Consider the following 19,934-nt stretch of genomic DNA (forward strand, 5'->3'; position numbering starts at 1 on the left):
CCCCGTTCGATGCGGTGGCTACGCGCCCGACAACCCGCTGACGCGTCGCCCGGGGTCGCCGGTCAGGGCCTTGAGGGCACGGGCGAAGTCGTCGAGCAGTTCGGCGACGGTCGATTCCTCGAAAAGGTCGGCGCTGTACTCCAGGAACCCGGCGATCTCCCCGTCGGCGTCGGCGGTGCCGCGCCCCTCCCGTGCCTCCCGGCTCTCCTGCAGGACGAGCGCCAGGTCGAACCGGGTGGTGTCCAGCCCGGCCGAGACCGGCGTGACCCGAAGACCCGGGAGGGTCAGACCGGGCGCGCCCGGCGTGTTGTTCAGGACGAGCTTGGTCTGGAACAGGGGGCTGTGCCGGCGGCTGCGGGACGGATTGAGCGCCTGGACGACCCGTTCGAACGGCACGTCCTGGTGGCTGAGCGCCTCCAGTACGGTGGTGTGGGCGCGGTTCAGCAGGTCCCGCCAGGTCGGGTCGCCGGCCAGGCCGACCCGCAGGACCAGTTGGTTGACGAAGAAGCCGAGCAGCGTCTCCGTCTCGGCGGTGGTCCGCCCGGCGACGTCGGTGCCGACGGTCGTCTCCTGCTCGCCCGTGTGGAGCCGCAGGGCCGCGCTGAACGCGGTGAGCAGCACCGCGAACGCGGTGGCCCCGGAGTCCCGGCACAGACGGCGGATCCCGCGCACGGTCTCGGCGGGTATCGACACGGGAAGCAGTCGGCCCCGGGTGCTGGGCCGGGCGGGCCGCGGATGGTCCGTGCGCAGCGCGGGCAGCTCCGTGACACCGGCCAACCGGCGCTTCCAGTAATCCAGTTGGGCGTCGAAGTGCCCCTCGTCGAGCAGCCGCCGCTGCCATACGGCGTAGTCGGCGTACTGCACGGGCGGCCGGGCCGGGTCGGGCCGGCGTCCCTCGGTGAAGGCCTGGTAGAGAGCGGCCAGTTCGGCGTTGAACAGTCCGAAGGACCAGCCGTCGTGCACGATGTGGTGCAGCGACAGCAGCAGGACGTGGTCCTCGGGCGCGAGACGCACCAGGTGGGCGCGGAGCACGGGCCCCTCGGCCAGGTCGAAGGGGCGGCGGTACTCCTGCCCCACCAGCCGCGTCAGTTCCGTCTCCCGTGCGGGCTCGGGCAGACCGGTGAGGTCGATCAGCGGGAAGGGGACCGGCGCGGGCGGCCGGATCTCCTGCTGGGGGATGCCCTCGGGCGCCGTGAGCACGGTGCGCAGCACCTCGTGCCGGGCGACGAGCGCGTCCAGCGCCCGGGACAGTGCCGGTGCGTCGAGCGGGCCGTGGATCCGGTCGAAGGCGGGGACGTTGTAGAGCGGGTCGCCGGGGTTCAACTGGTCCATGAACCACAGGCGTTCCTGCGCGCAGGACGCCGGCAGCGGCCCGGTGCGGGCGACGGCGGTCAGCGGCGGCGGAACCGGCACGGCGGCCGCGTCGGGCTCCCGCAGCGCGTCGACGCACGCGGCGAGCGCGGCGAGGGTCCGGTGGTCGAACGGGGCCCGCACGGGAAGCTCGACGGCGAGGCGTTTGCGTAGCCGGAAGACCACCTGGAGGGTGAGCAGTGAGTGGCCGCCGAGCCCGAAGAAGTCGTCGTCGGGCGTGAGGTCGTCGCAGTCGAGCAGCTCCCGCCACACCTCGGCCACCACCTGCTCGGTCCCGGTGAGCGGACGGGCGGCGACCGTCCACGCGGCCCGCTCCACCCCGCCGGGATCCGCGGCCAGCAGACGCAGTTGGGCGCGGTCGGTCTTCCCGTTCGGGGTGAGCGGGATCTCGGGCAGCGGAATGTAGTGGGCGGGCGCCAACGGCGCGGGCAGCCGGCGTCGTACGTGCGCGTCGATCTCCGGCACAGCCGCCACGCAGGCCCGCCGCCAGTGCGGATCGTTGGTGTGATGCCGCGCCTCGAAGGGCTCGGCGGGCGGCACGGGGGTGCGGTCCGTGGCGGTGACCGACGGGGCGGCCGCGCCGGCGTCCGCCTCGGAGCGCCGCAGTACGACGTCGTACGCGCCGTCGGATCGCCCCTCCAGCCAGCTCAGCTCCACCTCGTACGCGCACCGCTCCGCCTGCTCCCACCAGTCCTCCGGTGCGCAGCCGTGCGCCGGCAGGGCGCTGGCCCGGGCCAGGAGTTCGCCCACGGACGACGAAGGCGCGCGTTCCTCGAGGAGGTTCCGCAGGCCCAGCGCCGCGGACAGCCGGGAGTTGGGCACCCCGGTGAGGGTGAGCCGCTCGGGGCGTTCCCGCTCCAGGAGACCTGCGAGTCCCTCCGGGGTGAGGGGCGAGGCGGCCCAGTCGAGGACCGTGCCGGGGTTCTCCGGGGCGGGCTCGCGGGGGCCTACGGCGATGACGACGTCGTACCGGTAGTGGCTGAGTTCGTTGTCGTAGCGGCCGCGCTTGGGCAGAACGCGGACCCCCGCGACCTTGGGCCAGCGGGCGGCGATGTCCTTGAACAGCCGTGGATCGACGCAGAGTTCGGGGTCCAGAGCGCTCTGACGGCTGATCCGGGACCGCAGTTCGGCGAGCCGCATGTTGACGGGGGCCCTGCGGGCCTGGACGCAGGTGTGGAACAGGTCGAGCAGCGGCAGGCTGCGCAGATCGCCGAGGAAGACGTGGCCCCCGTCGGGCAGGGCGTCGACCGCCTGCCGGAGCACGTCCAGGAGGTAGTCGGCCGAGGGGAAGTACTGGACCACGGAGTTGAGCACGACCGTGTCCGGCGCCGTGTTCCCGGCCGGAGGAAGGATGCTCTCGTGCGCGGGCGCCGTGCGGACCTCCACCCGCTCGGCCGGCAGACCCGCCGTGCCTGCCACCGTCCGCCGCACGTACTCGACGGCCGCCGCGGAGACGTCCGTCGCCCAATAACTGGCGCACGCCGGCGCCACGTTCAGCAGGATCATGCCGGTGCCGCAGCCGATCTCCAGGACATGGCGCGGCCGCAGCCCGAGGACGCGGTCGACGGTGTCCTCCAGCCAGCTGCGCATCTCAGCCGCCTCCAGCGGGCGGCCGGTGTAACTGCTCAGCCAGCCCGCGAGGTTGAACGAGGAGTCACGCGCGCCGTGCAGGTCGCCGTAGGTGGTCTCGTACAGCCGGCGCCACTCCTCGACGCGGTCGCCGTCCCAGTCCGGTGCGCTCGCGGAGCCGTCCCGCAGACAGACGAAGGCGACGATCCGCTCGTCGCCCGGAGCGCCCCGCACGACCTCGACGGCACACTGCCGCACGGCCGGATGGCCGCCCACCGCACGTTCGACCTCGGCGGGTTCGAGCCGGTGACCGCGCACCTTGACCTGGTCGTCGCGGCGCCCCAGGTATTCGAGTTCGCCGCTCGGCAGCAGCCGGACCAGGTCACCGGTGCGGTACAGCCGGGCGCCCGGCTCGGCGGCGAAGGGGTCGGGCACGAAGCGCTCCGCGGTCAGCGCCGCCCGCCGCCAGTAGCCCTGCCCCACCCCGGCGCCGCCCACGCAGGCCTCGCCCGGCACCCCGACCGGCACCGGGCGCAGCGCGTCGTCCAGCACATGGACGCGGACGCCCGCGATCGGCCGTCCGATCGGCACCCGGCCCTCGCCGCCGGCCGGCGAGTCGCCGTCGGCCTCGAAGGCGGTGCAGGCCACCGCGGTCTCCGTCGGCCCGTACTCGTTGACGACCCGGATCGCCGGCGTTCCCGCGCGCAGCGCCGACAGGGCGTCCTCGTGCAGGGCCTCGCCGCCGAGGACCACGGTCCGGGCGGGCAGGGCGAGCCGGCCGTCTGCGGCGTACTGCTCCAGAAGCCTGAGGTGGGAGGGGGTCAGCTTGACGAAGCCAAGGTCGTCGGAGGTCTCCAGCAGGGCCCGCAGGGCGGCGCCGGGCGTGTCGTCGGCCGCGGGCGCCAGGAGCACCCGCTGACCGGCGAGCAGGGGCGCGAAGACGCTCGTCACGGTCAGGTCGAAGGCGAGCGGCGAGTGCACGGGCACGCCCGTTCCGGTGTCCGCGGCATAGTGGTCCTTGGCCCACAGCAGGTAGTTGACGACGTTGCGGTGGGTGAGCAGGGCCGCCTTGGGACGGCCGGTGGAGCCAGAGGTGAACATGAGGTAGATCAGGTCGTCCGCGGACACCCGCACCTCGGGGGCGGTCGCGGGACGGCCCGCGACCACGTCGGCTTCGGCGGCCAGCCGCACCACCCGGGCCTCGGCCGGGTCCACCTCGGACGGCAGCACGTCGGGCACCACCAGGACGGCGGGCTCGCTGTCGGCCAGCATCTCGCTCGTACGCAGCGGAGGATGCGTGGGATCGAGCGGCACATAGGCGGCGCCGGTCTTCAGGATCGCCAGCAGCGTGGTCACCGTGTCCGGTCCGTGGTCCATCAGGACCGCGACCCTGGCGCCGGGCCGTGCCCCGACGTCCCGCAGACGGTGGGCGAGCCGGTTCGCGGCCCGGTCGAGTTCCCCGTACGTCAGCTCGTGGCCCGGCCGGCTCACCGCGACCGCGTCCGGGGTGCGGGCCGCCTGGGCGGCCACCAGTTCGTGCAGGGGCGTCGAGCAGGTCTCGGTGCCGGTGTCGTTCCAGTCGTACACGATCCGCCGCAGCTCGCGCGCCGAGAGCACCGGCAGCGCGGACAGCCGCCTGACGGGGTCGGCGGCGACGGCGGCGAGCAGTTCGGTGAGCGAGTCGGCGAGGCGGGCGACGGTGGCGGCGTCGAAGAGGTCGGTGGCGTAGTCGACCAGGCAGTCCAGGCCGTCGTCGGTCTCGAGGATGTTGAAGTCGAGGTCGAAGCGGGAGGATTCGGTCTCGGTGTCGAGCAAGGTCACCGTCAGGCCGGACGGGCGGCCGGTCAGGGCGGGGGTGTTGTGCAGGGTGAAGTTCACCTGGTACAGCGGGTTGCGCGCGAGGTCGCGCTCGGGGTACAGCCGCTGGGCGATCAGGTCCACCGGGACGTCCTGGTGGGCGTGGGCCTCCAGGCAGGTCCGACGCACCCGCGCCAGAAGCTCCGCGAAGCCCGGGTCGCCGTCGAGGCGGACCCGGAAGAGCACCGAGTTGGCGAAGAAGCCCATCAGGTCGTGCAGTTCGCTCTGCCGCCGGTTGGCGACGGCTCCGCCGACGACGATGTCGTCCTGGCCGCTGTAGCGGTACAGCACGGCGCCGAGCGCGGCCAGCAGCGTCATGTGGAGCGTCGCCTGGTGCCGCAGGCCCAGCTCGCGCAGGGCCGAGGTCGTCTCCGCGTCGATCACGAACCGGCGGGTCGCGCCCCGGTGGCTCTGCACGGACGGCCGGGGCCGGTCGGTGGGCAGGTCGAGCCGGTCGGGGGCGCCGCTGAGACAGGTCTCCCAGTGGGCCAGTTGCCCCCGGGCGTCCTCGCCGTCCTCCCAGACGGCCTGCCAGCGGGCGTACCCGGCGTACTGCACCGGCAGCGGCGCCAGCGGGCTGGGCAGGCCGAGCGAGAACGCCTCGTACAGGGCGGTCAGTTCGCGGCCGAGGACGGCGAGGGACCAGCCGTCGACCGCGACGTGATGGAACACGGCCAGCAGCACGGACTCCTCGGCGGACAGCCGCAGCAGCCGGAACCGCACGGGCGGGGCGTCGGCCAGGTCGAAGGGGACACGCCGCTCGGCCGCCGTGAGGCGCTCGGTCTCGGCCGCGCGCCCGGCGGGCGGCAGACCGCGCAGGTCGACGACGGGCAGCGGGACGCCCGCGGCCGGCCGCACGCGCTGCACCGGCACGCCGTCGACGGCGGGGAAGACCGTGCGCAGGATCTCGTGGCGGGCGGTGATCTCGTCCAGGCAGCGGTGCAGCACGGCCGGGTCGAGTCGGCCGGCGAGCCGGAAGGGGTTGACGCTGGTGTAGGAGGAGCTGTCCGGCTGCAGCGTGCCGAGGAAGAGGATGCGGCGCTGCGCCGAGGACACCGGCGCGTCGCCCGCGTCCGGCCCCGTGAAGAGGCTCAGCGGCGGAGTGATGCGGCGCGCGCGCAGCTGGCTGAGCAGCTGCGCGCGCTGCCCGGCGTCGAGGTTGCGGATCCGCTCGGCGAGGTCGGCCTCAGGCATGATCCTCCTGTCGCTCCAGGGCGTCCACGAGCGCCGCCAGTTCGCCGGCTTCCGCATCGGCTCCGGCGGCGCCGGCCGCGGCGGCGATCACCTCGGCGAGGCCCGCGGGGGTGGGGTCGCGGAAGAACTCCTCAAGGGTCACATCGGTTCCGTAGCGCTCCTGGGCCCGGGTGATGAGCACGGTGGCGAGCAGCGAATGCCCGCCGACCAGGAAGAAGTTGTCGTGCCGTCCGACCCCGGCGACGCCCAGCAGTTCCTCCCACAGCGCGGCCAGCTCCCGCTCGACCGGCCCCACGGGCGCGGCATGTGCGCCCTGCCCGGACTCGGACTCGGGAACGGGGGCCTCGTCCGCAGCGGACGCCGCGCGAAGACGCCCGTCGGCGGCGGCCCGCACCATGAGGCCGGTCGGCGCCCAGGGGACGTCCCGCCGGTCGCGGCGCACGAGTTCGCCGACCGCGCCCCGGGGCGCGGGATGTCCGTGGCGATCGCGCACGCTCAGCACGGCGTCCGGCGGCAGGTTCGCCAGCACCGGCGCGCGACGCACCTCGTCCGGCAGCGCGCCCGGGGCGTACGCGTGCTCCTGGGCGAGAGGGACGTCCCGTACGGCGCGGTCGGGCCGCCCGGCCAGCTCCCGCAGCGCCGACTGCCAGGCGTGCCCCAGGGCGGCGACGGTGTCCGGGGCCCACAGGTCGGTCGCGTAGTCGAGGGTCGCGGACAGCCGGCCCGCGGTGTTCGCGACCGTGCACACCAGGTCGAAGGTGGCGACGGTGGCCGTCTGCTCCCGCATCCGGATCCGCAGCCCCGGCACGGACAGGTCGCCGTCCGACTCGTCGAGCATCTGGAACACGACCTGGAAGAGGGGGTGCCGGTCAGCCTGCCGGGCCCCGCCCTGCACGGCCACCAGCCGTTCGAAGGGCAGCTCCTGATGGTCGTAGGCGTCGTGGCAGGTGTCGGCGGTGGCCCGCAGGACCTCGCGCAGGGTGTGCTCGGCGCGCACCGGCGTCCGCAGCACCAGCATGTTCACGAAGAAGCCGATCATGTGCTCGACCTCGGGACGAGCCCGGCCCGACGTGGTGCCGCCGACGACGAGGTCGTCCTGGCCGCTGTAGCGGTGCAGCACCACGTAGAACGCGGCCAGCAGCGCCATGTAGAGGCTGGCGCCCTCCTCCCGGCACAGCACACGCAGTGCGGCCGTGACCTCGTCGTCCAGTCGGACGGGATGGGAACGCCCTTGGTAGGAAGGCTCCTTGGGGCGCGGCTGATCAGTGGGCAGCCTCAACTCGGGCAGCTCGCGGACGCGTTCGCGCCAGTGGGCGAGCAGTCGGTCATGGCCGCCGGCGGCCTCGGTGCGCTGCTGCCAGGCGGCGAAGTCCGCGTACTGAAGGGCCAGTTCGGGCAGTCCGTCCGGCGTGCCGGCGACGCGGGCCCGATACAGGGCGGACACCTCGCGCAGGAACAGATCCAGCGACCAGGCGTCGGCGACGATGTGATGCAGCGTCACCAACAGGACGCAGTGATGGTCGGTGAGCCGGATCAGGGTGGTCCGCAGCAGGGGCACGCGCCGCAGGTCGAAGGGTTCGGCGGCCTCCTGCCGGGCCAGCTCGGCGACCAGGGCCTCCCCGTCCGCCATGGCGTCGCGCGCGAGCAGGGAACGCAGGTCGACGACGCGCAGGGCGGGCTCGTGGCCGGTGACGATCTGCCGCAGCCGCCCGTCGAGCACCCGGAAACAGGTGCGCAGGCTCTCGTGCCGGCGCACACACCCGCGCACCGCCGCGTCCAGGGCGACCGGGTCGAGGTCGCCGGTCAGGTCCAGGGCGCGGGCGACCGTGTACACCCCGGCCCGGCGAGCCAGTTCATCCAGGAAGTACAGCCGTGCCTGGGTGTACGACGCGTCGCTCACCAGCGCCGATGCGTTCTCGCCGGTCATGTCCTCACCCCCGCCTCGCGGCCGTGACCGACTCGGCCATGGCCACCGCGATGGTGCGCGGGCGCACGAAAGGCTCCCGGCCGTGTGCGGTGAGCATGTTGTCGATGACGAGGACGTCGTCGCGGGCGTAGTCGAACCGGGTGGCCGCCGACCGATAGCAGTCGCGCACATGGGCCATGACGTCGTCGGGGATGGGCGCACCGTCGCCGAAGTAGCTCTGGTTGGGCAGGTCCTCCTCGTCGAACATTTCGAGCATGCCCTCGCGGATCTCCGGCGACAGCGTGGAGAGATGGAAGATGGCCGCGTGGTTGAACCACACCTCCTCACCGGTCTCCGGGTGCCGGTGCACGGCGTCGCGCACCGAGGAGGTCCGCAGCCCGCCGCCCGGACGCCAGTCGACGGTGACGTCGCCTGCCGCGCAGAACCGCTCCACCTGGGCCCGGTCGTCGGTGTCGAAGACCTCCTGCCAGCTCAGTCCGAACTCGGAGCCGAAGTTGCGCACCACCTTCCACCGGCGTCGCTCGAACTCCTCGCGCACGGACGGATCGAGGGCGCGCAGCACCTGCCGGGTGTCCGACAGCGGGGTCGCGCCCCCGCTGTGCGGCGGCTCGACGCAGTAGAAGTACAGGCTCATGGGCCATGCGACGCGGTAGGAGTTCTCGTTGTGGAAGAAGATCTCCTCGTGCGGCGGGTAGTCGGTGGAGGTGTAGACCCGGCCCTTGATGGTGCTGCGCGGCGAGGACCGCTCCTCGTACGGCAGCGGGGGCTCACCGGACAGCTCCCGCACCGCGGACTCGAACCCGTCCACGCCGTCGACCGCGAAGCCGCGCAGCAGCACGGCGCCATGGGCACGCAGCCGCTTGCGTATCTCGGCGCGGTCCTTGGCGATCCGGTCGGGGAGTCTCTCGTCGTCGTGCGCCTCGATGACGTGGGGCAGCTCCACGGCCGTCACCTCTGTTCGGCGAGCGGTTCGAACTGCAGTTCGTCCGCGCAGAAGGCCCGCCACCGCGGGGTCGCGGCGTCCCACAGCACCCCCTGATCGGCCTGGACCGGGTGCCGTACGACGGCCAGGTCGTCGCGCAGGTACACCACGGTGTCGTCGGGCAGCTCGCGCTGCTCGGCCGCCGCCGATTCCGCCCAGTCGGCGAAGCCGCGCACATCGCGCAGCAGACAAGCCAGGTAGTACGGCGTCACTGTGCGGCCTCCTGCTCGATCCGGCGGCGCAGGCTCAGCGGCCGCATGTCGGTCCAGACGGTCTCGATGTACGCCAGGCAGTCCTCGCGCGATCCCGCCCGCCCGGTGTCGTCCCAGCCGTTCGGCAGCGGCTGGTCGGTGGGCCAGATCGAGTACTGCTCCTCGTGGTTGACGACGACCCGGTACACGGTCGGGTCGCCGCTGTGCGGTCCAGCCGTCACTTGCCCTCCTCGTACACGATGCGTTCGCGCGCCACCGGCACGATCCGGTCGGGCGCGCCGGGAGCGTCGGGACGTCCGCCGCGATCGGCGGCGGCTTCGGTCAGCAGCCGCTCGACCAGCGGGGCGAGCCGCGCCACCGTCGGGGCGCGGAAGAACGCCCGTACGGTGACGTCCACGCCCCATGTGTCGTACGCGGCCGCGATCACCCGCATCACCAGCAGCGAGTCACCGCCGTGGCTGAAGAAGTCGTCGTGCACCCCGATGTCCGTACGCTGCAGCGCGGTGCGCCACAGCCCGAGCAGGGTGTGCTCGACGGGGGTGCGGGCGGGCTGACCGGCGCCGGGCGGCGTGACCTCGCGCCCGCCCGCGTGCGGCAGCGCGGCGCGGTCGAGCTTCCCGTTGGGGGTGAGGGGCAGCTCGGTCAGCAGCACCAGGCGGTCGGGCAGCATGTACAGCGGCAGACGCTCGCGCAGCACGGCGTACCAGTCGGCGCTCTCCTGACCGGGGCCCGGCACGACGTACGCGTGCAGGCGCCGCGTGTCCTCGTCGCCTTCCGCGAGGACGACGGCGTCCCGGACCCGGGGTGAGCGGCGGAACGCGGCCTCGATCTCGCCGAGCTCGACCCGGTAGCCACGCACCTTGAGCTGGTGATCGCGGCGGCCCAGGAACTCTATGCGCAGCCCGCCCGGTCCGTGCCGGTAGCGGCCGCGGTCGCCGGTGCGGTACATCCGCGCGCCGGGCCGGGCGGCGAACGGGTGGGGCACGAAGGCGTCCGCGGTGCGGCCGGGGGCGCCCAGGTAGCCGCGGGTGAGGGTGGGGCCCGCGATGTACAGGGTGCCGGGCACTCCGGGCGGCACCAGCCGCATGCGGTCGTCGAGGAGGTACGCCTCGGTTCCGGGCAGGGGGACGCCGATGAGCACGGACGGGGTGTCGTGGTCCTGGGCGGCGACGGTGAAGTAGGTGCTGTCGATGGTGCCTTCGGTCAGCCCGTAGCAGTTGACGACGTCCGTGTCCGGCCCGCACAGGCGGCGGATCCGCTCCAACTCGTCGGCGGGGAAGGTGTCGGAGCCGACGATGAGCAGCTTCAGGAACGCCAGGTCCTGTCCGCTCCCCGTGACGTGCCCGGCCAGCGTACGCAGCACGGTGGGCACGAAGTCGGCCACGTCCACGCCCTCGTCGCGCATCAGCCGGAGCAGCCGGGCCGGCAGCAGCAACGTCTCGCGGGGACAGACCACGAGGGTCGCGCCCGAGCCGAGACAGCGGACGAGCTCGCCGAGATAGCCGTCGAAGCTGAAGTTGGCCATCTGCAGATGGGCGCGGATCCGCCCGCGCAGCGCGAAGGCGCGCTCCCACGCGAGCTGGATCCGCAGCAGCGAACCGTGTGTGGCCATGACCCCCTTCGGCTGCCCCGTGGAGCCCGAGGTGTACATGACGTAGCAGAGGCTGTCGGGGCCGGTGTGTCGCGCGGGCCGGGTGTCGGGGAACGCCGAGGGCTCGCCCCCGGCCGGGTCGGCGACCACGATCCGCACCGGATCGCCGGCCAGGTCCGGGACGAGCCACTGCTGGGTGAGGACCACGTCCACCCCGGCGTCGGCCACGATCGCCGCGCGGCGGGGGCCGGGACTGTCGAGGTCCAGCGGCACGTGGGCGGCGCCGGCCTTCCACACGGCGAGGACCGCGACGACGCTCTCCGCGGAGCGCTCCATGTAGATGCCGACCCGGGCCTCGGGCGTGAGGCCCTCGCCGCGCAGCCGGTGCGCCAGCCGGTTCGCGGCCCGGTCCAGCTCGCCGTAGGTGAGCCGGGTGTCGCCGCTGACCAGGGCGGGGGCGTCGGGCGTGCGTTCGGCCCACTGCTCGAACACGTCCAGGACGGAGGCCTCGGCCGGGGGATCGACCGGGGCGCCGGTCGAGGCCTTCGACAGCAGCGTTCGGTCCGCGGCGCCGACCGTGCCGGTGCGGTCGACCGGCTGCACCGGGTCCCGGGTCATGTCGGCCAGCACGGACTGCCACAGGCGCAGCAGCCCGTCGACGGTCTGCGCCCGGTACAGACCGGAGTCGTACTGGGCGAGGACGTCGGTGCGCCCGTCCTCGGTGAGCACGTCGACGGTCAGGTCGAACTTGGCGAGGCCGAGCTCCACCTCCTCGGGGTGTGCCGTCAGGCCGTCGGGTCCGGTGCGCGTGGAGGGCGTGGCGATGTACTGGAAGGTGATGCCGAAGACCGAGTTGCCGGACTCGGAGCGGGCGGCGCCGAGAGCGGAGACGACGTCCTCGAACGCCGCCGCCTGGTGTTCGTACGCACCCAGACAGGTCTCCCGCACCCGGGCCAGAGCCTGTCGCACGGTCGGGTTTCCTGACAGATCGGTGCGCAGGGCCAGGACGTTGAGGAAGGGACCGATCAGGGCGTCGGCGCCGGGATCGTCCCGCAGGGCGCTCGGCGTGCCGACCACGACGTCGCCCCGGTCCAGGTGGCGGGAGAGCGCGATCACGAACGCCGTCAGCAGCACCATGAACGGGGTGACGCGCTCCGCTCGCGCCAACTCCTTGACCCGGGCCGGGAGTTCGGCGTCCAACGTGTGACGGGTCGAGTCGGCGGGCGGGACGGGCCGGTCGACGGGCCGGTGGTCCGGCGGCAGTTGCGTCACCTCGGTGAGCCCGGACAGCCGCTCGCGCCAGTAGGCCAGGTGCGCCTCGTACGCGCTGTCGCTGTCGCTGTCGCGCCGGCGCTCCTCGCGGGCGGTGAGGTCGGCGTACTGGACGGGCAGGGGGTCCAGCCGGTGGGCGCGGTCCTCGGCGTGGGCGGCGACGAGTTCGAGTAACTCGTCGACGAAGATCTGCCGGGACCAGCCGTCGCAGACGATGTGGTGCCAGTTCAGCAGCAGGGTGTGGTCGTCGTCGGCCGCACGCAGCAGCGCGGTGCGTATCAGGGGACCGTGTTCCAGGTCGAAGGGGCGCCGGGCGTGCGCCTCGGCGAGTCGGCGCGCCTCGGCGGCGCGGAGCCGCGCGGGCAGGCCGGTCAGGTCGACGAGTGCGGTGGGCACGGACAGGGCGGGGGCGGTCCGCAGCCGCGGGACGCCGCCCTCGGCGGGGAAGGCGGAGCGCAGGACGTCATGGCGGCGGACGATCTCGTCGACCGCGCGGGCGATCGCGCTGTGGTCGAGCGGTCCGGTCAGCCGGATCGCCGAGCAGGAGTTGTACAGCGCGGTGCCCGGGTGCATCCGGTCCAGGAACCAGAAGCGCTGCTGGGCCGGGGACAGCGGCTCCGGCCGAGACGGCACGTGGCCCGACGGGATGCGGGCGCCAGGCGTCCCGGAGCTCATGCGGCCTCTCCTGCCGGGCGTTCGACGGCGTGGGGCTGCGCGATGCCGGTCAGTGTCCCGGTCAGCGTGATGGCCAGCACGGCGACGCCGATGACGAGACAGACCGAGGTGACGCCCAGACCGGCGGCGGCCGCGGTGGTGGCGGCCGCGCCGAGCGGACCCAGCGCCGAGTGGATGGTCCAGAACGAGGACGTGACCCGGCCCAGCAGATGGCTGGGCGTCACCTCCTGGCGCAGCGACATCGAGCAGATGCCGGCGATGCCCGTGCACATCAGGTTGACCGTCACCAGCACGGCGATCACCGGCACGTTCCGGGTCAGGCCCAGGCCGGCGACGGCGATCCCCGCGAGCGAGAAGGCGCTGATCCAGCTCACGCCGAACCCGAGACGTTTGCGGACCCGGGCGACCACGGAGGAGGCGATGAACGTGCCGACCGTGCCGGCGGCCAGCACATAGCCGACCGTGGTGTCCGAACGGTCCAGATCGTGCTTGAGCAGGTAGACGACGAGGTCCGTCAGCCCGTACGTGAGGAAGGTCAGCAGCGACAGCAGCACGGTCAGCGGGCGCAGCACGGGGTGCTCCCACAGGAACCGGGCGCCGGCCACGAACTCCTGGCGTGCGGTGCCGCGTTCGGCCGAGGCGGCGGTCTTGGGGGGCTTGCCGTCGAACTTGACGAACAGGACGCCGACCGCGGCGACCGCGAAGGTCGCGGAGTCGATGCCGATCGCGGTGGCCGGCCCGGCGGAGGAGGCCACGAAACCCGCGAGCGCGGGACCGGCGACGCTCGCGATCGCGTACGTCGCGTACATGTGACCGTTGGCCCTGGTGATCTGGTCCGGTTCGACGATGGCCGGCACCACGGTCACATAGGTGACCCGGAAGAGCATCGAGAAGACGCCCGCGAGGGGGACGACGGTGTAAATCAGCCAGACCGGAGTCGAGAAGATCCACGCCAGCGGGATCACGAGGAACAGCAGACAGCGCGCTCCGTCGCTGAGCATGAGGAGCCGTCTGCGGTCGTAGCGGTCGGCGACGAGGCCCGCGAACAGACCGGCGACGATGGAGGCGACGCCGGTGAGACCGGTGACGAAGCCCATCTGGAGGACGGAGCCGGTGCTGTGCAGCACCAGCAGCGGCAGGGCCACGTAGGAGAAGGAGTCACCGAGCGAGGACAGGGTCTGGATGGCTAAAAAGATTCGGTAGGGGGAGTTACTCCATAAAGAAGGAGGTTCGCTCCCCGGTTCCGCTGCCCGTGCCTGATTCTCAGACAGTTCCCCTGGTGACACAGTTCCCCCTTCCAGGCCAGATCTCGGTGAGTAGATCACGCCTCGCAATGGGCGTCAAGACGCCCTTGGTCAAGGCTTCTTTACGTCACCCTTGACGTGTGCCCGTCACTCATGTTAAACCTTGAAGTTAGTTTGGATCTCTGTGTGCAGCCCCGGTCTGCTCTTGTCTGGAGAGAAATTGCGGGTCGCTTTCGTGCATACCCCAATGTCCACCGTACCCGTCGCACAGCGCAAAGAGTTCTGGCGGAACTTCGACATTCAATACCACTCGACCCATCCCGGCCTCCGGCATATGAAGAACAATATGTGGGAACTCCCGCACTGGATGCACTGGCTGGGCGGAGTGCTCGTCGCGCACGGCTACACCGATATCCAGGTGGTCGACCTCTACACCGAGCCCGATGCGTTCAGCGCGCCGGGACGCATGGCCGGGGACGTCGTCGAGGCGGCGGTGCGCGAGCATCCCGCGGACGTTTACCTTTTCTCCCCCATGACGGTGAACCTCTGCTACGCGTACGAGATCTCCGACGCCGTCAAGCGGATCCATCCCCGTGCCGTCGTGGTCTACGGCGGGGTCGCCGCCACCCCCCTGGCCCACGAGGTGGCCAGTCACCCCAGCGTCGACTACGTCGTCGTCGACCGCGGCGAACAGGCCCTTCCCGCCCTCCTGGACGCCCTGGCCGACGGGGGCGACGTGAGCGACGTCGGCAACCTGGTGCACCGGCGACCCGACGGCGCCACCGCCCGGACCGCGCGCCGCTATCCGAACCTGGCCCCCGCCGACATCCCCTTTCCGAAGGTGGACCTTTTCCCGCCGGGCACCGGCGAGGACATCCGCTACTTACGCCAGGTCTACGCCCTGGGCTGCCCCTACCAGTGCACGTTCTGCACGATCCAGACCATCGGCAGACGCCCCGACTACTTCCCCATCGACCGGGTCCTCGACGAAATACGAGCCTACCGGCAACGTTATGGAAAGCATCACCACATCTACTGGGGCGACGAAACCTTCACCCTGCACCCGGAGCGCACCCTGGAACTCCTGGAGGCGCTGGAACAGGAAGGCGACATCACCTACGACTGCCAGACCCGACTGAACTGTCTCACCGACGACCGCATATTACGCAAACTGAAGAGCAGCGGCTGCCAATGGGTGGAGATAGGCCTGGAAACAGGATTCCAGGAAAGCCATGAGACGCACAAGCACCACATGAAACTGGGCGCCGTCAGAGATACCCTCAAAAAGGTCCGGGACGCCGGCCTCGCCGCCTGTTCCTTCACGGTCAACGGATTTCCCGACCAGAGCCCCGACGACATGCGGCGCAGCATCGAGTGGGTGTGCCAACTACTGGACGAGGACCTGCTGCAGGCCACCTACCTCTTCGGTCTCGTCCCGTATCCCGGAAGCGCGATGTTCGAGCACCCCGAGCGTTTCGGCATGAAGCTGCTCCACCGCGACTTCCGCCTCTATCACGAGGACCTGCCCCCCGTCTTCGCCACCGAGCGGGCGACCCCCGATCAGGCCTACGAAGTGTTCCTGGAGGGCCTGGACCTGTTCGCGCAGGCCATGGACAAGCCCCCGTACTTCGGCGCCCCGCCGGCCCCCGGCACCGCTGACGAGTACGGCGCCTTCTGGGCCGACCCCCACGTATAGCGTTCCGCGGCCTCACACAGACGGGAGCACGATGAACTTTCCTCAGTGGCGCGTGTTGCGGGACGGCGACGCGGGCCTGATCCTCACGGTCGCCTTCGACGCGGGACGCGGGGACGCCCGGTTCTCCGACCTGGCGCCCCTCCTCAGCGGGTGGCGCGTCCTGGAGGCCGTACCGCAGCGCGGCACGGTCGCCGAGCTCCTGGCCAACGGGGCCGACGGGTACGTGACGCCCTGGCTGGAGGCCGTCAAGGAGCACGGGCAGCCGGTGCAGGCCGTGCTCGGGCACTGCGGGGGCGGCGTCCTGGCCCGTGAACTGGCCGCCAGATCAAGGGCGTCGGGACTCGGCGAGCCCTCCCTGCTGACCTTCGACCCGATCGCGGTCGACGGCCGCACCCTCGGCGAGGAGTACCGCATCGCCGTCCGCACGCTCGCCGCCCAGCTCTCCCCGGAGGACCTCGAGTCCGCCCTCGCAGCGGCGGAGCCCTGCGACGCGACACCCGCGGCGACCGGAGCGGACGTACTGCCGCTCGCCGAGACACTGGAGCAGGCCTACCGGACCGCGGTGACGGCCGCCTGCCGGCACGTCCCCGTGGCCCCGGCGATGCAGCAGCAACTCGGCGACCGCTTCTCCGCCTACCTCGCCTACCTCGCCGCCGCGGCCTGGGCACACCACACGGAACCACCGGCGCACACGCCCGTCGCGACGACCGTGCTGTCGGCCACCGCCGGCGCCGGCGCCACCGCTGCCGATCCCCGCGGCACGGTCACCCGCTTCGCCGTGGACCGGTCCCGTCTCCTCGCAGACCCCGAGGTGGCGGGGTACGTCTCCAAGGTGGTGGGCGGGTGACGCCCAGGGACCCCCGCCCGCTCGCCGTTCCGGAAGCACTGGCCCACGACGTGCGCCGGGCACGGGCCGAGCGCATCGACCGTGAGCTGTACGAGGAGGAGAAACGCTGGCGCTGGCATCCCGGGGACGGGCTGGACCCGCGCACCGTGTCGGAGGAGGCGCTGCGCCGCGAGGTCGCGGTGGAGCAGGAAGTGACCGCGGTGCTGGGCCCTGCCGCAGCCGCAGCCGTATCCGCAGCCTCTGCCGACGGCCCGCGCCGCGAGCGGGAACGCCGGCGCGTGAAGCACTTCCCCGTCCTGTTCGTGAGTGCCCCGCACATCGAGGCAGGCGCGTCGGGGGCGTTCCCGGGCATGCCGACCCCGCTGCTGTACGCGACGTGCGTGCTGGACCGGATGCTGCGCATCGACGAGTTCCCCGGCATGCGCGTCCCCGACGTCGTGGCCGTGCTCAATCCTCCGGCGTACACCCCCGCCTTCGAGGACGAGCTCGTCGCTCATCTGCGTGAGCACCGTCCGGTGGTGGTCGGCATCAGCAACCTCTCCGAGGGGCACCACTTCGCCCTGCGCATCGCCGCACGGGTCAAGCGGGAGTGTCCGCAGAGCATCGTGGTGCTGGGGGGTCAGCACGAGGACGCCGTGAACCCGGAGGCCTATCGGGCGGCTTCGCACCGGGTGGCGGCCATGGCCGGCCGCAGACAGGAGACGCACGACGACTTCCGGCTCGGCGCGGAGCAGCTCGGCAGGCTCACCGCGCTGCAGACCTTCGCCCGCCCCGAGGAACGGGAGCTGGTGGACGTCGTGTTCGCGGGGGACTCGGCGTTCGCGCTGCCCGAGGTCCTCAAGGTGGTCGCGGAGTGTCTGCCGGCCGACGCCGAGTCGGTGAAGAAGCGGCTCCTCGCCGACCAGGACCGCTTCGCGGAACTGCCGGGCGTGGGCAGCCTGTTCCTCTACGACCGGCACGCGGGGCGCATCGAGTCGATTCCGTTGAGCGGCCGGTCCGTCGACGGTGACCGACTCCCGTACATCGACGTGACCCGGCTGACCCATGAGAACCGTTTCCCGGTGTTCGGGCATCGTAGGACCGCGCAGGTCATGGCCTGTCTGGGCTGCAAGTACGCGTGCTCGTTCTGCCATGAGTCCGCGGACGCGTTCCTCTACGAGCAGCCCAAGATCCGCCAGCGTTCCCCGCAGCACGTCATCGGGGAGATCCGTCTGCGGATGGAACAGGGCTTCGAGGCGGTGTTCTTCGACGACAGCACCTTCACCCAGAACAGACGGTGGCTGGCCGAGTTCCTGACCCTGCTGGAGGATCTCGCCGCCGAGCGCGGCCCGCTGGAATGGGGCTGCCAGACCACCGTCAACGACGTGGACCGCGACCTGCTGCTGCGCATGGCCGGCGCCGGCTGCAGTTACGTCTACTTCGGCGTGGAGTCGGCCGAGCCCGACGCGGTGCGGGTGCAGAAGGTCCGTCAGCTGCTGCTGGTCGACGCGGGCGCGGACTGGACGGGGCGCTTCCAGGAGGTGGCCCACCGGTGCCGGGAGGCGGGGATCCGCGTGGGCACGTCCTTGCAGTTCGGTCTGGGCGAAAGCCGTGAACAGCGGCTGCGCACCCTCGACCTGGTCGGCGGGCTGCACCGGGAGGGCTGCATCCCCGACGGCTGCGTCGCCCTCAACGTCAACAGCCCCTACCCGGGCACCCGTCAGTGGCTGCAGATGATCCAGTCGGGTGTGGCGCTGCCCGACTACCGCGAGAAGCTGGTCCGCCATCCCGCCTTCGAGACCGCCCACCAGTTCTCCGCGATCACCGGCCAGGACGTGGAAGACCTCTACCTGCTTGCCGCGGAGCGCCTGGGCCGCGCACTGCACCAGGAGGAGCCGGCGTGACGGCCGGCCGCGACGCCGGACGGGCCGGCCCGGGGACCGCCTTGGACCTGTCGGCTGTCGAAGGCATGAACAGGCACGAGACGCAGGCCCTGTACGAGGACATCGTCACGCACCGCTCGTACCTGCCGGACGACGTGACGCTTCCGCGCGGCGCGACGGTCCTGGACATCGGCGCGAACATCGGCGTGTTCGCGCTGTTCGTGCAAGCGCTCTGCCCGACCGCTCACGTCTATGCCTGCGAACCCCTGCCTCCGGTCTTCGACCGCCTGGTCCGCAATCTGCACACCCACCGGGTGCCGGGCCGGGCCCTGCCGTACGCGTTGTCCGACCGCGACGGCGAAGCCGAATTCGTCTTCTACCCCGGCTATACGGTGATGTCGGGGGAGCGGCGGCACGCGGCGGTCGAGTTGGACAAGGCGTTCGTACGGAGCCTGGTGCACCGCGAGCAGGCGGACGAACTCGGCGACGGTCTCGACTTCCTCGACGAGATGCTCGACCACCGCTTCCGGGAAGTCACCTACCACCGTCCGGTGCGCAGGCTGTCCACCCTGATCGAAGAGGTCGGGCTCGATCGTGTCGACCTGCTGAAGATCGACGTCCAGCGTGCCGAGATAGACGTTCTGAACGGTATCGACGACCGTCACTGGCCCCTCGTCCACCGGGTGACGGTCGAGGTCCACGACGAACCGGGCACACCGACCGAGGGCAGACTGTCGGCGGTACTGACGCTGCTGGAGGAACGCGGCTACCGAGCGCGGATCCTGCCGCCCCCGGGCGTGGATCCGGTCTCGGTCTCGGGATCAGGCTCGGGCTCGGGCTCGGTGTCGGGCCCGGTTGTGTCGAGCCGCTGCACGGTGTTCGCCGCGGCGGACGGGCGCCACTACCGGTGAGGGGGTGGTCGCCGGTCAGCGTCATGGTGATCAGCAGGGCGAGATCGGGCGTCGGCTCCCACCCTGCACCACCTGACGTCCAAGGTGGCCAGGTCCCTGACAAGCGCCCTGTTACGGTGGCCCGATGGGATCGGTCAAGCAGTTCCAAGTCACTTTCGACTGCGCAGAACCTGAGCGCGTCGCTCGTTTTTGGTGTGAGGTGTTGGGGTACGTCGTCCCGCCGGCGCCGGAGGGTTTCGCCACTTGGGACGAGTTCAATCGCTCGTTGCCGCCTGAGGATCAGGATTCATGGTTCGCCTGCAGTGATCCCTCCGGGGTCGGCCCGCGGCTGTACTTCCAGCGCGTTCCCGAAGGAAAGGTCGTCAAGAACCGGGTGCATCTGGACGTGCGGGCCGGCACCGGGCTCGTGGGTGAAGAGCGTCTGGCCACACTTGAGGCCGAATGCGCACGACTGGTCGCTCTCGGCGCGGTGCGCGTGCGGCTGCTGCCCGCCGATGACGACAACGAGGCGTGCATCGTGATGCAGGACGTCGAGGGCAACGAGTTCTGTCTCGACTGAACCTCCTCGGAGACGGCGAGGACGGGGTCAGCGTGCGAGGAGCCAGGTGCGGCTGGTGGCGATGGTTGTGAGTGGACGTTAAGTCCGATCTTCCCCGGTTCGTGATCGCTCGATCGTGGGACTGATACTCGTCCGGGGCGACTGCTCGTCATGCCCATGCTGGGA

12 protein-coding genes are annotated in these 19,934 nt (G+C 71.7%); 5 read left to right on the plus strand and 7 right to left on the minus strand.

Annotated elements, in window-relative coordinates:
• Window positions 1–18 precede the first annotated feature (18 nt).
• The 7 genes from ACIBAF_RS33355 to ACIBAF_RS33385 are packed head-to-tail and all read right to left on the minus strand — an operon-like array spanning window position 19 to window position 13,975.
• Window positions 19–5,991 (minus strand): amino acid adenylation domain-containing protein, encoded by a 5,973-nt coding sequence (locus ACIBAF_RS33355; RefSeq protein ID WP_399467935.1) that lies wholly within the window; start codon window positions 5,989–5,991, stop codon window positions 19–21.
• Window positions 5,984–7,918, minus strand: coding sequence for a condensation domain-containing protein (locus ACIBAF_RS33360; RefSeq protein ID WP_399467936.1), 1,935 nt, complete (start codon window positions 7,916–7,918; stop codon window positions 5,984–5,986). The genes ACIBAF_RS33355 and ACIBAF_RS33360 overlap by 8 nt, the downstream gene beginning before the upstream one ends.
• Before the next feature lie 4 nt (window positions 7,919–7,922).
• The gene (locus tag ACIBAF_RS33365) at window positions 7,923–8,861 is read right to left on the minus strand and encodes a TauD/TfdA family dioxygenase (protein ID WP_399467937.1); all 939 of its coding nucleotides are present in this window, start codon (window positions 8,859–8,861) and stop codon (window positions 7,923–7,925) included.
• A 5-nt stretch (window positions 8,862–8,866) separates the two neighbouring features.
• Complete coding sequence (locus ACIBAF_RS33370; protein WP_399467938.1) at window positions 8,867–9,112, minus strand: hypothetical protein; 246 nt, start codon at window positions 9,110–9,112, stop codon at window positions 8,867–8,869.
• Window positions 9,109–9,333, minus strand: a complete 225-nt coding sequence (locus ACIBAF_RS33375; RefSeq protein WP_399467939.1) for an MbtH family protein — start codon at window positions 9,331–9,333, stop codon at window positions 9,109–9,111. The genes ACIBAF_RS33370 and ACIBAF_RS33375 overlap by 4 nt, the downstream gene beginning before the upstream one ends.
• Entirely contained in the window at window positions 9,330–12,650 is a 3,321-nt protein-coding gene (locus ACIBAF_RS33380; RefSeq protein ID WP_399467940.1) for an amino acid adenylation domain-containing protein, read from the minus strand. Before ACIBAF_RS33380 ends, ACIBAF_RS33375 begins: the two co-directional genes overlap by 4 nt.
• Complete coding sequence (locus ACIBAF_RS33385; protein ID WP_399467941.1) at window positions 12,647–13,975, minus strand: MFS transporter; 1,329 nt, start codon at window positions 13,973–13,975, stop codon at window positions 12,647–12,649. The genes ACIBAF_RS33380 and ACIBAF_RS33385 overlap by 4 nt, the downstream gene beginning before the upstream one ends.
• Before the next feature lie 253 nt (window positions 13,976–14,228).
• On the opposite strand from ACIBAF_RS33385, the gene ACIBAF_RS33390 reads away from it, so the two are divergent.
• The 5 genes from ACIBAF_RS33390 to ACIBAF_RS33410 all read left to right on the plus strand — a co-directional run bounded on the left by ACIBAF_RS33390 (window position 14,229) and on the right by ACIBAF_RS33410 (window position 19,769).
• Complete coding sequence (locus ACIBAF_RS33390; protein WP_399467942.1) at window positions 14,229–15,590, plus strand: B12-binding domain-containing radical SAM protein; 1,362 nt, start codon at window positions 14,229–14,231, stop codon at window positions 15,588–15,590.
• 31 nt (window positions 15,591–15,621) lie between these two features.
• Entirely contained in the window at window positions 15,622–16,437 is an 816-nt protein-coding gene (locus tag ACIBAF_RS33395) for a hypothetical protein (protein WP_399467943.1), read from the plus strand.
• Complete coding sequence (locus ACIBAF_RS33400) at window positions 16,434–18,320, plus strand: B12-binding domain-containing radical SAM protein (protein ID WP_399467944.1); 1,887 nt, start codon at window positions 16,434–16,436, stop codon at window positions 18,318–18,320. The genes ACIBAF_RS33395 and ACIBAF_RS33400 overlap by 4 nt, the downstream gene beginning before the upstream one ends.
• Window positions 18,317–19,210, plus strand: coding sequence for an FkbM family methyltransferase (locus ACIBAF_RS33405; RefSeq protein ID WP_399467945.1), 894 nt, complete (start codon window positions 18,317–18,319; stop codon window positions 19,208–19,210). The genes ACIBAF_RS33400 and ACIBAF_RS33405 overlap by 4 nt, the downstream gene beginning before the upstream one ends.
• Window positions 19,211–19,334: 124 nt before the next feature.
• Window positions 19,335–19,769: a VOC family protein gene (locus ACIBAF_RS33410; protein ID WP_399467946.1), complete on the plus strand. Its 435-nt coding sequence runs from the start codon at window positions 19,335–19,337 to the stop codon at window positions 19,767–19,769.
• Window positions 19,770–19,934: the final 165 nt, after the last annotated feature.

Source organism: Streptomyces sp. NPDC051677 (genome assembly GCF_044453465.1).
Lineage (GTDB): Bacteria > Actinomycetota > Actinomycetes > Streptomycetales > Streptomycetaceae > Streptomyces.

What these genes read in the sequence shown, in the direction of transcription:
- ACIBAF_RS33355 (WP_399467935.1), bottom strand. Translation starts at nt 5,991, where the DNA reads ATGCCTGAGGCCGACCTCGCCGAGCGGATCCGCAACCTCGACGCCGGG.
- ACIBAF_RS33360 (WP_399467936.1), bottom strand. Translation starts at nt 7,918, where the DNA reads ATGACCGGCGAGAACGCATCGGCGCTGGTGAGCGACGCGTCGTACACC.
- ACIBAF_RS33380 (WP_399467940.1), bottom strand. Translation starts at nt 12,650, where the DNA reads ATGAGCTCCGGGACGCCTGGCGCCCGCATCCCGTCGGGCCACGTGCCG.
- ACIBAF_RS33390 (WP_399467942.1), top strand. Translation starts at nt 14,229, where the DNA reads ATGAAGAACAATATGTGGGAACTCCCGCACTGGATGCACTGGCTGGGC.
- ACIBAF_RS33395 (WP_399467943.1), top strand. Translation starts at nt 15,622, where the DNA reads ATGAACTTTCCTCAGTGGCGCGTGTTGCGGGACGGCGACGCGGGCCTG.
- ACIBAF_RS33410 (WP_399467946.1), top strand. Translation starts at nt 19,335, where the DNA reads ATGGGATCGGTCAAGCAGTTCCAAGTCACTTTCGACTGCGCAGAACCT.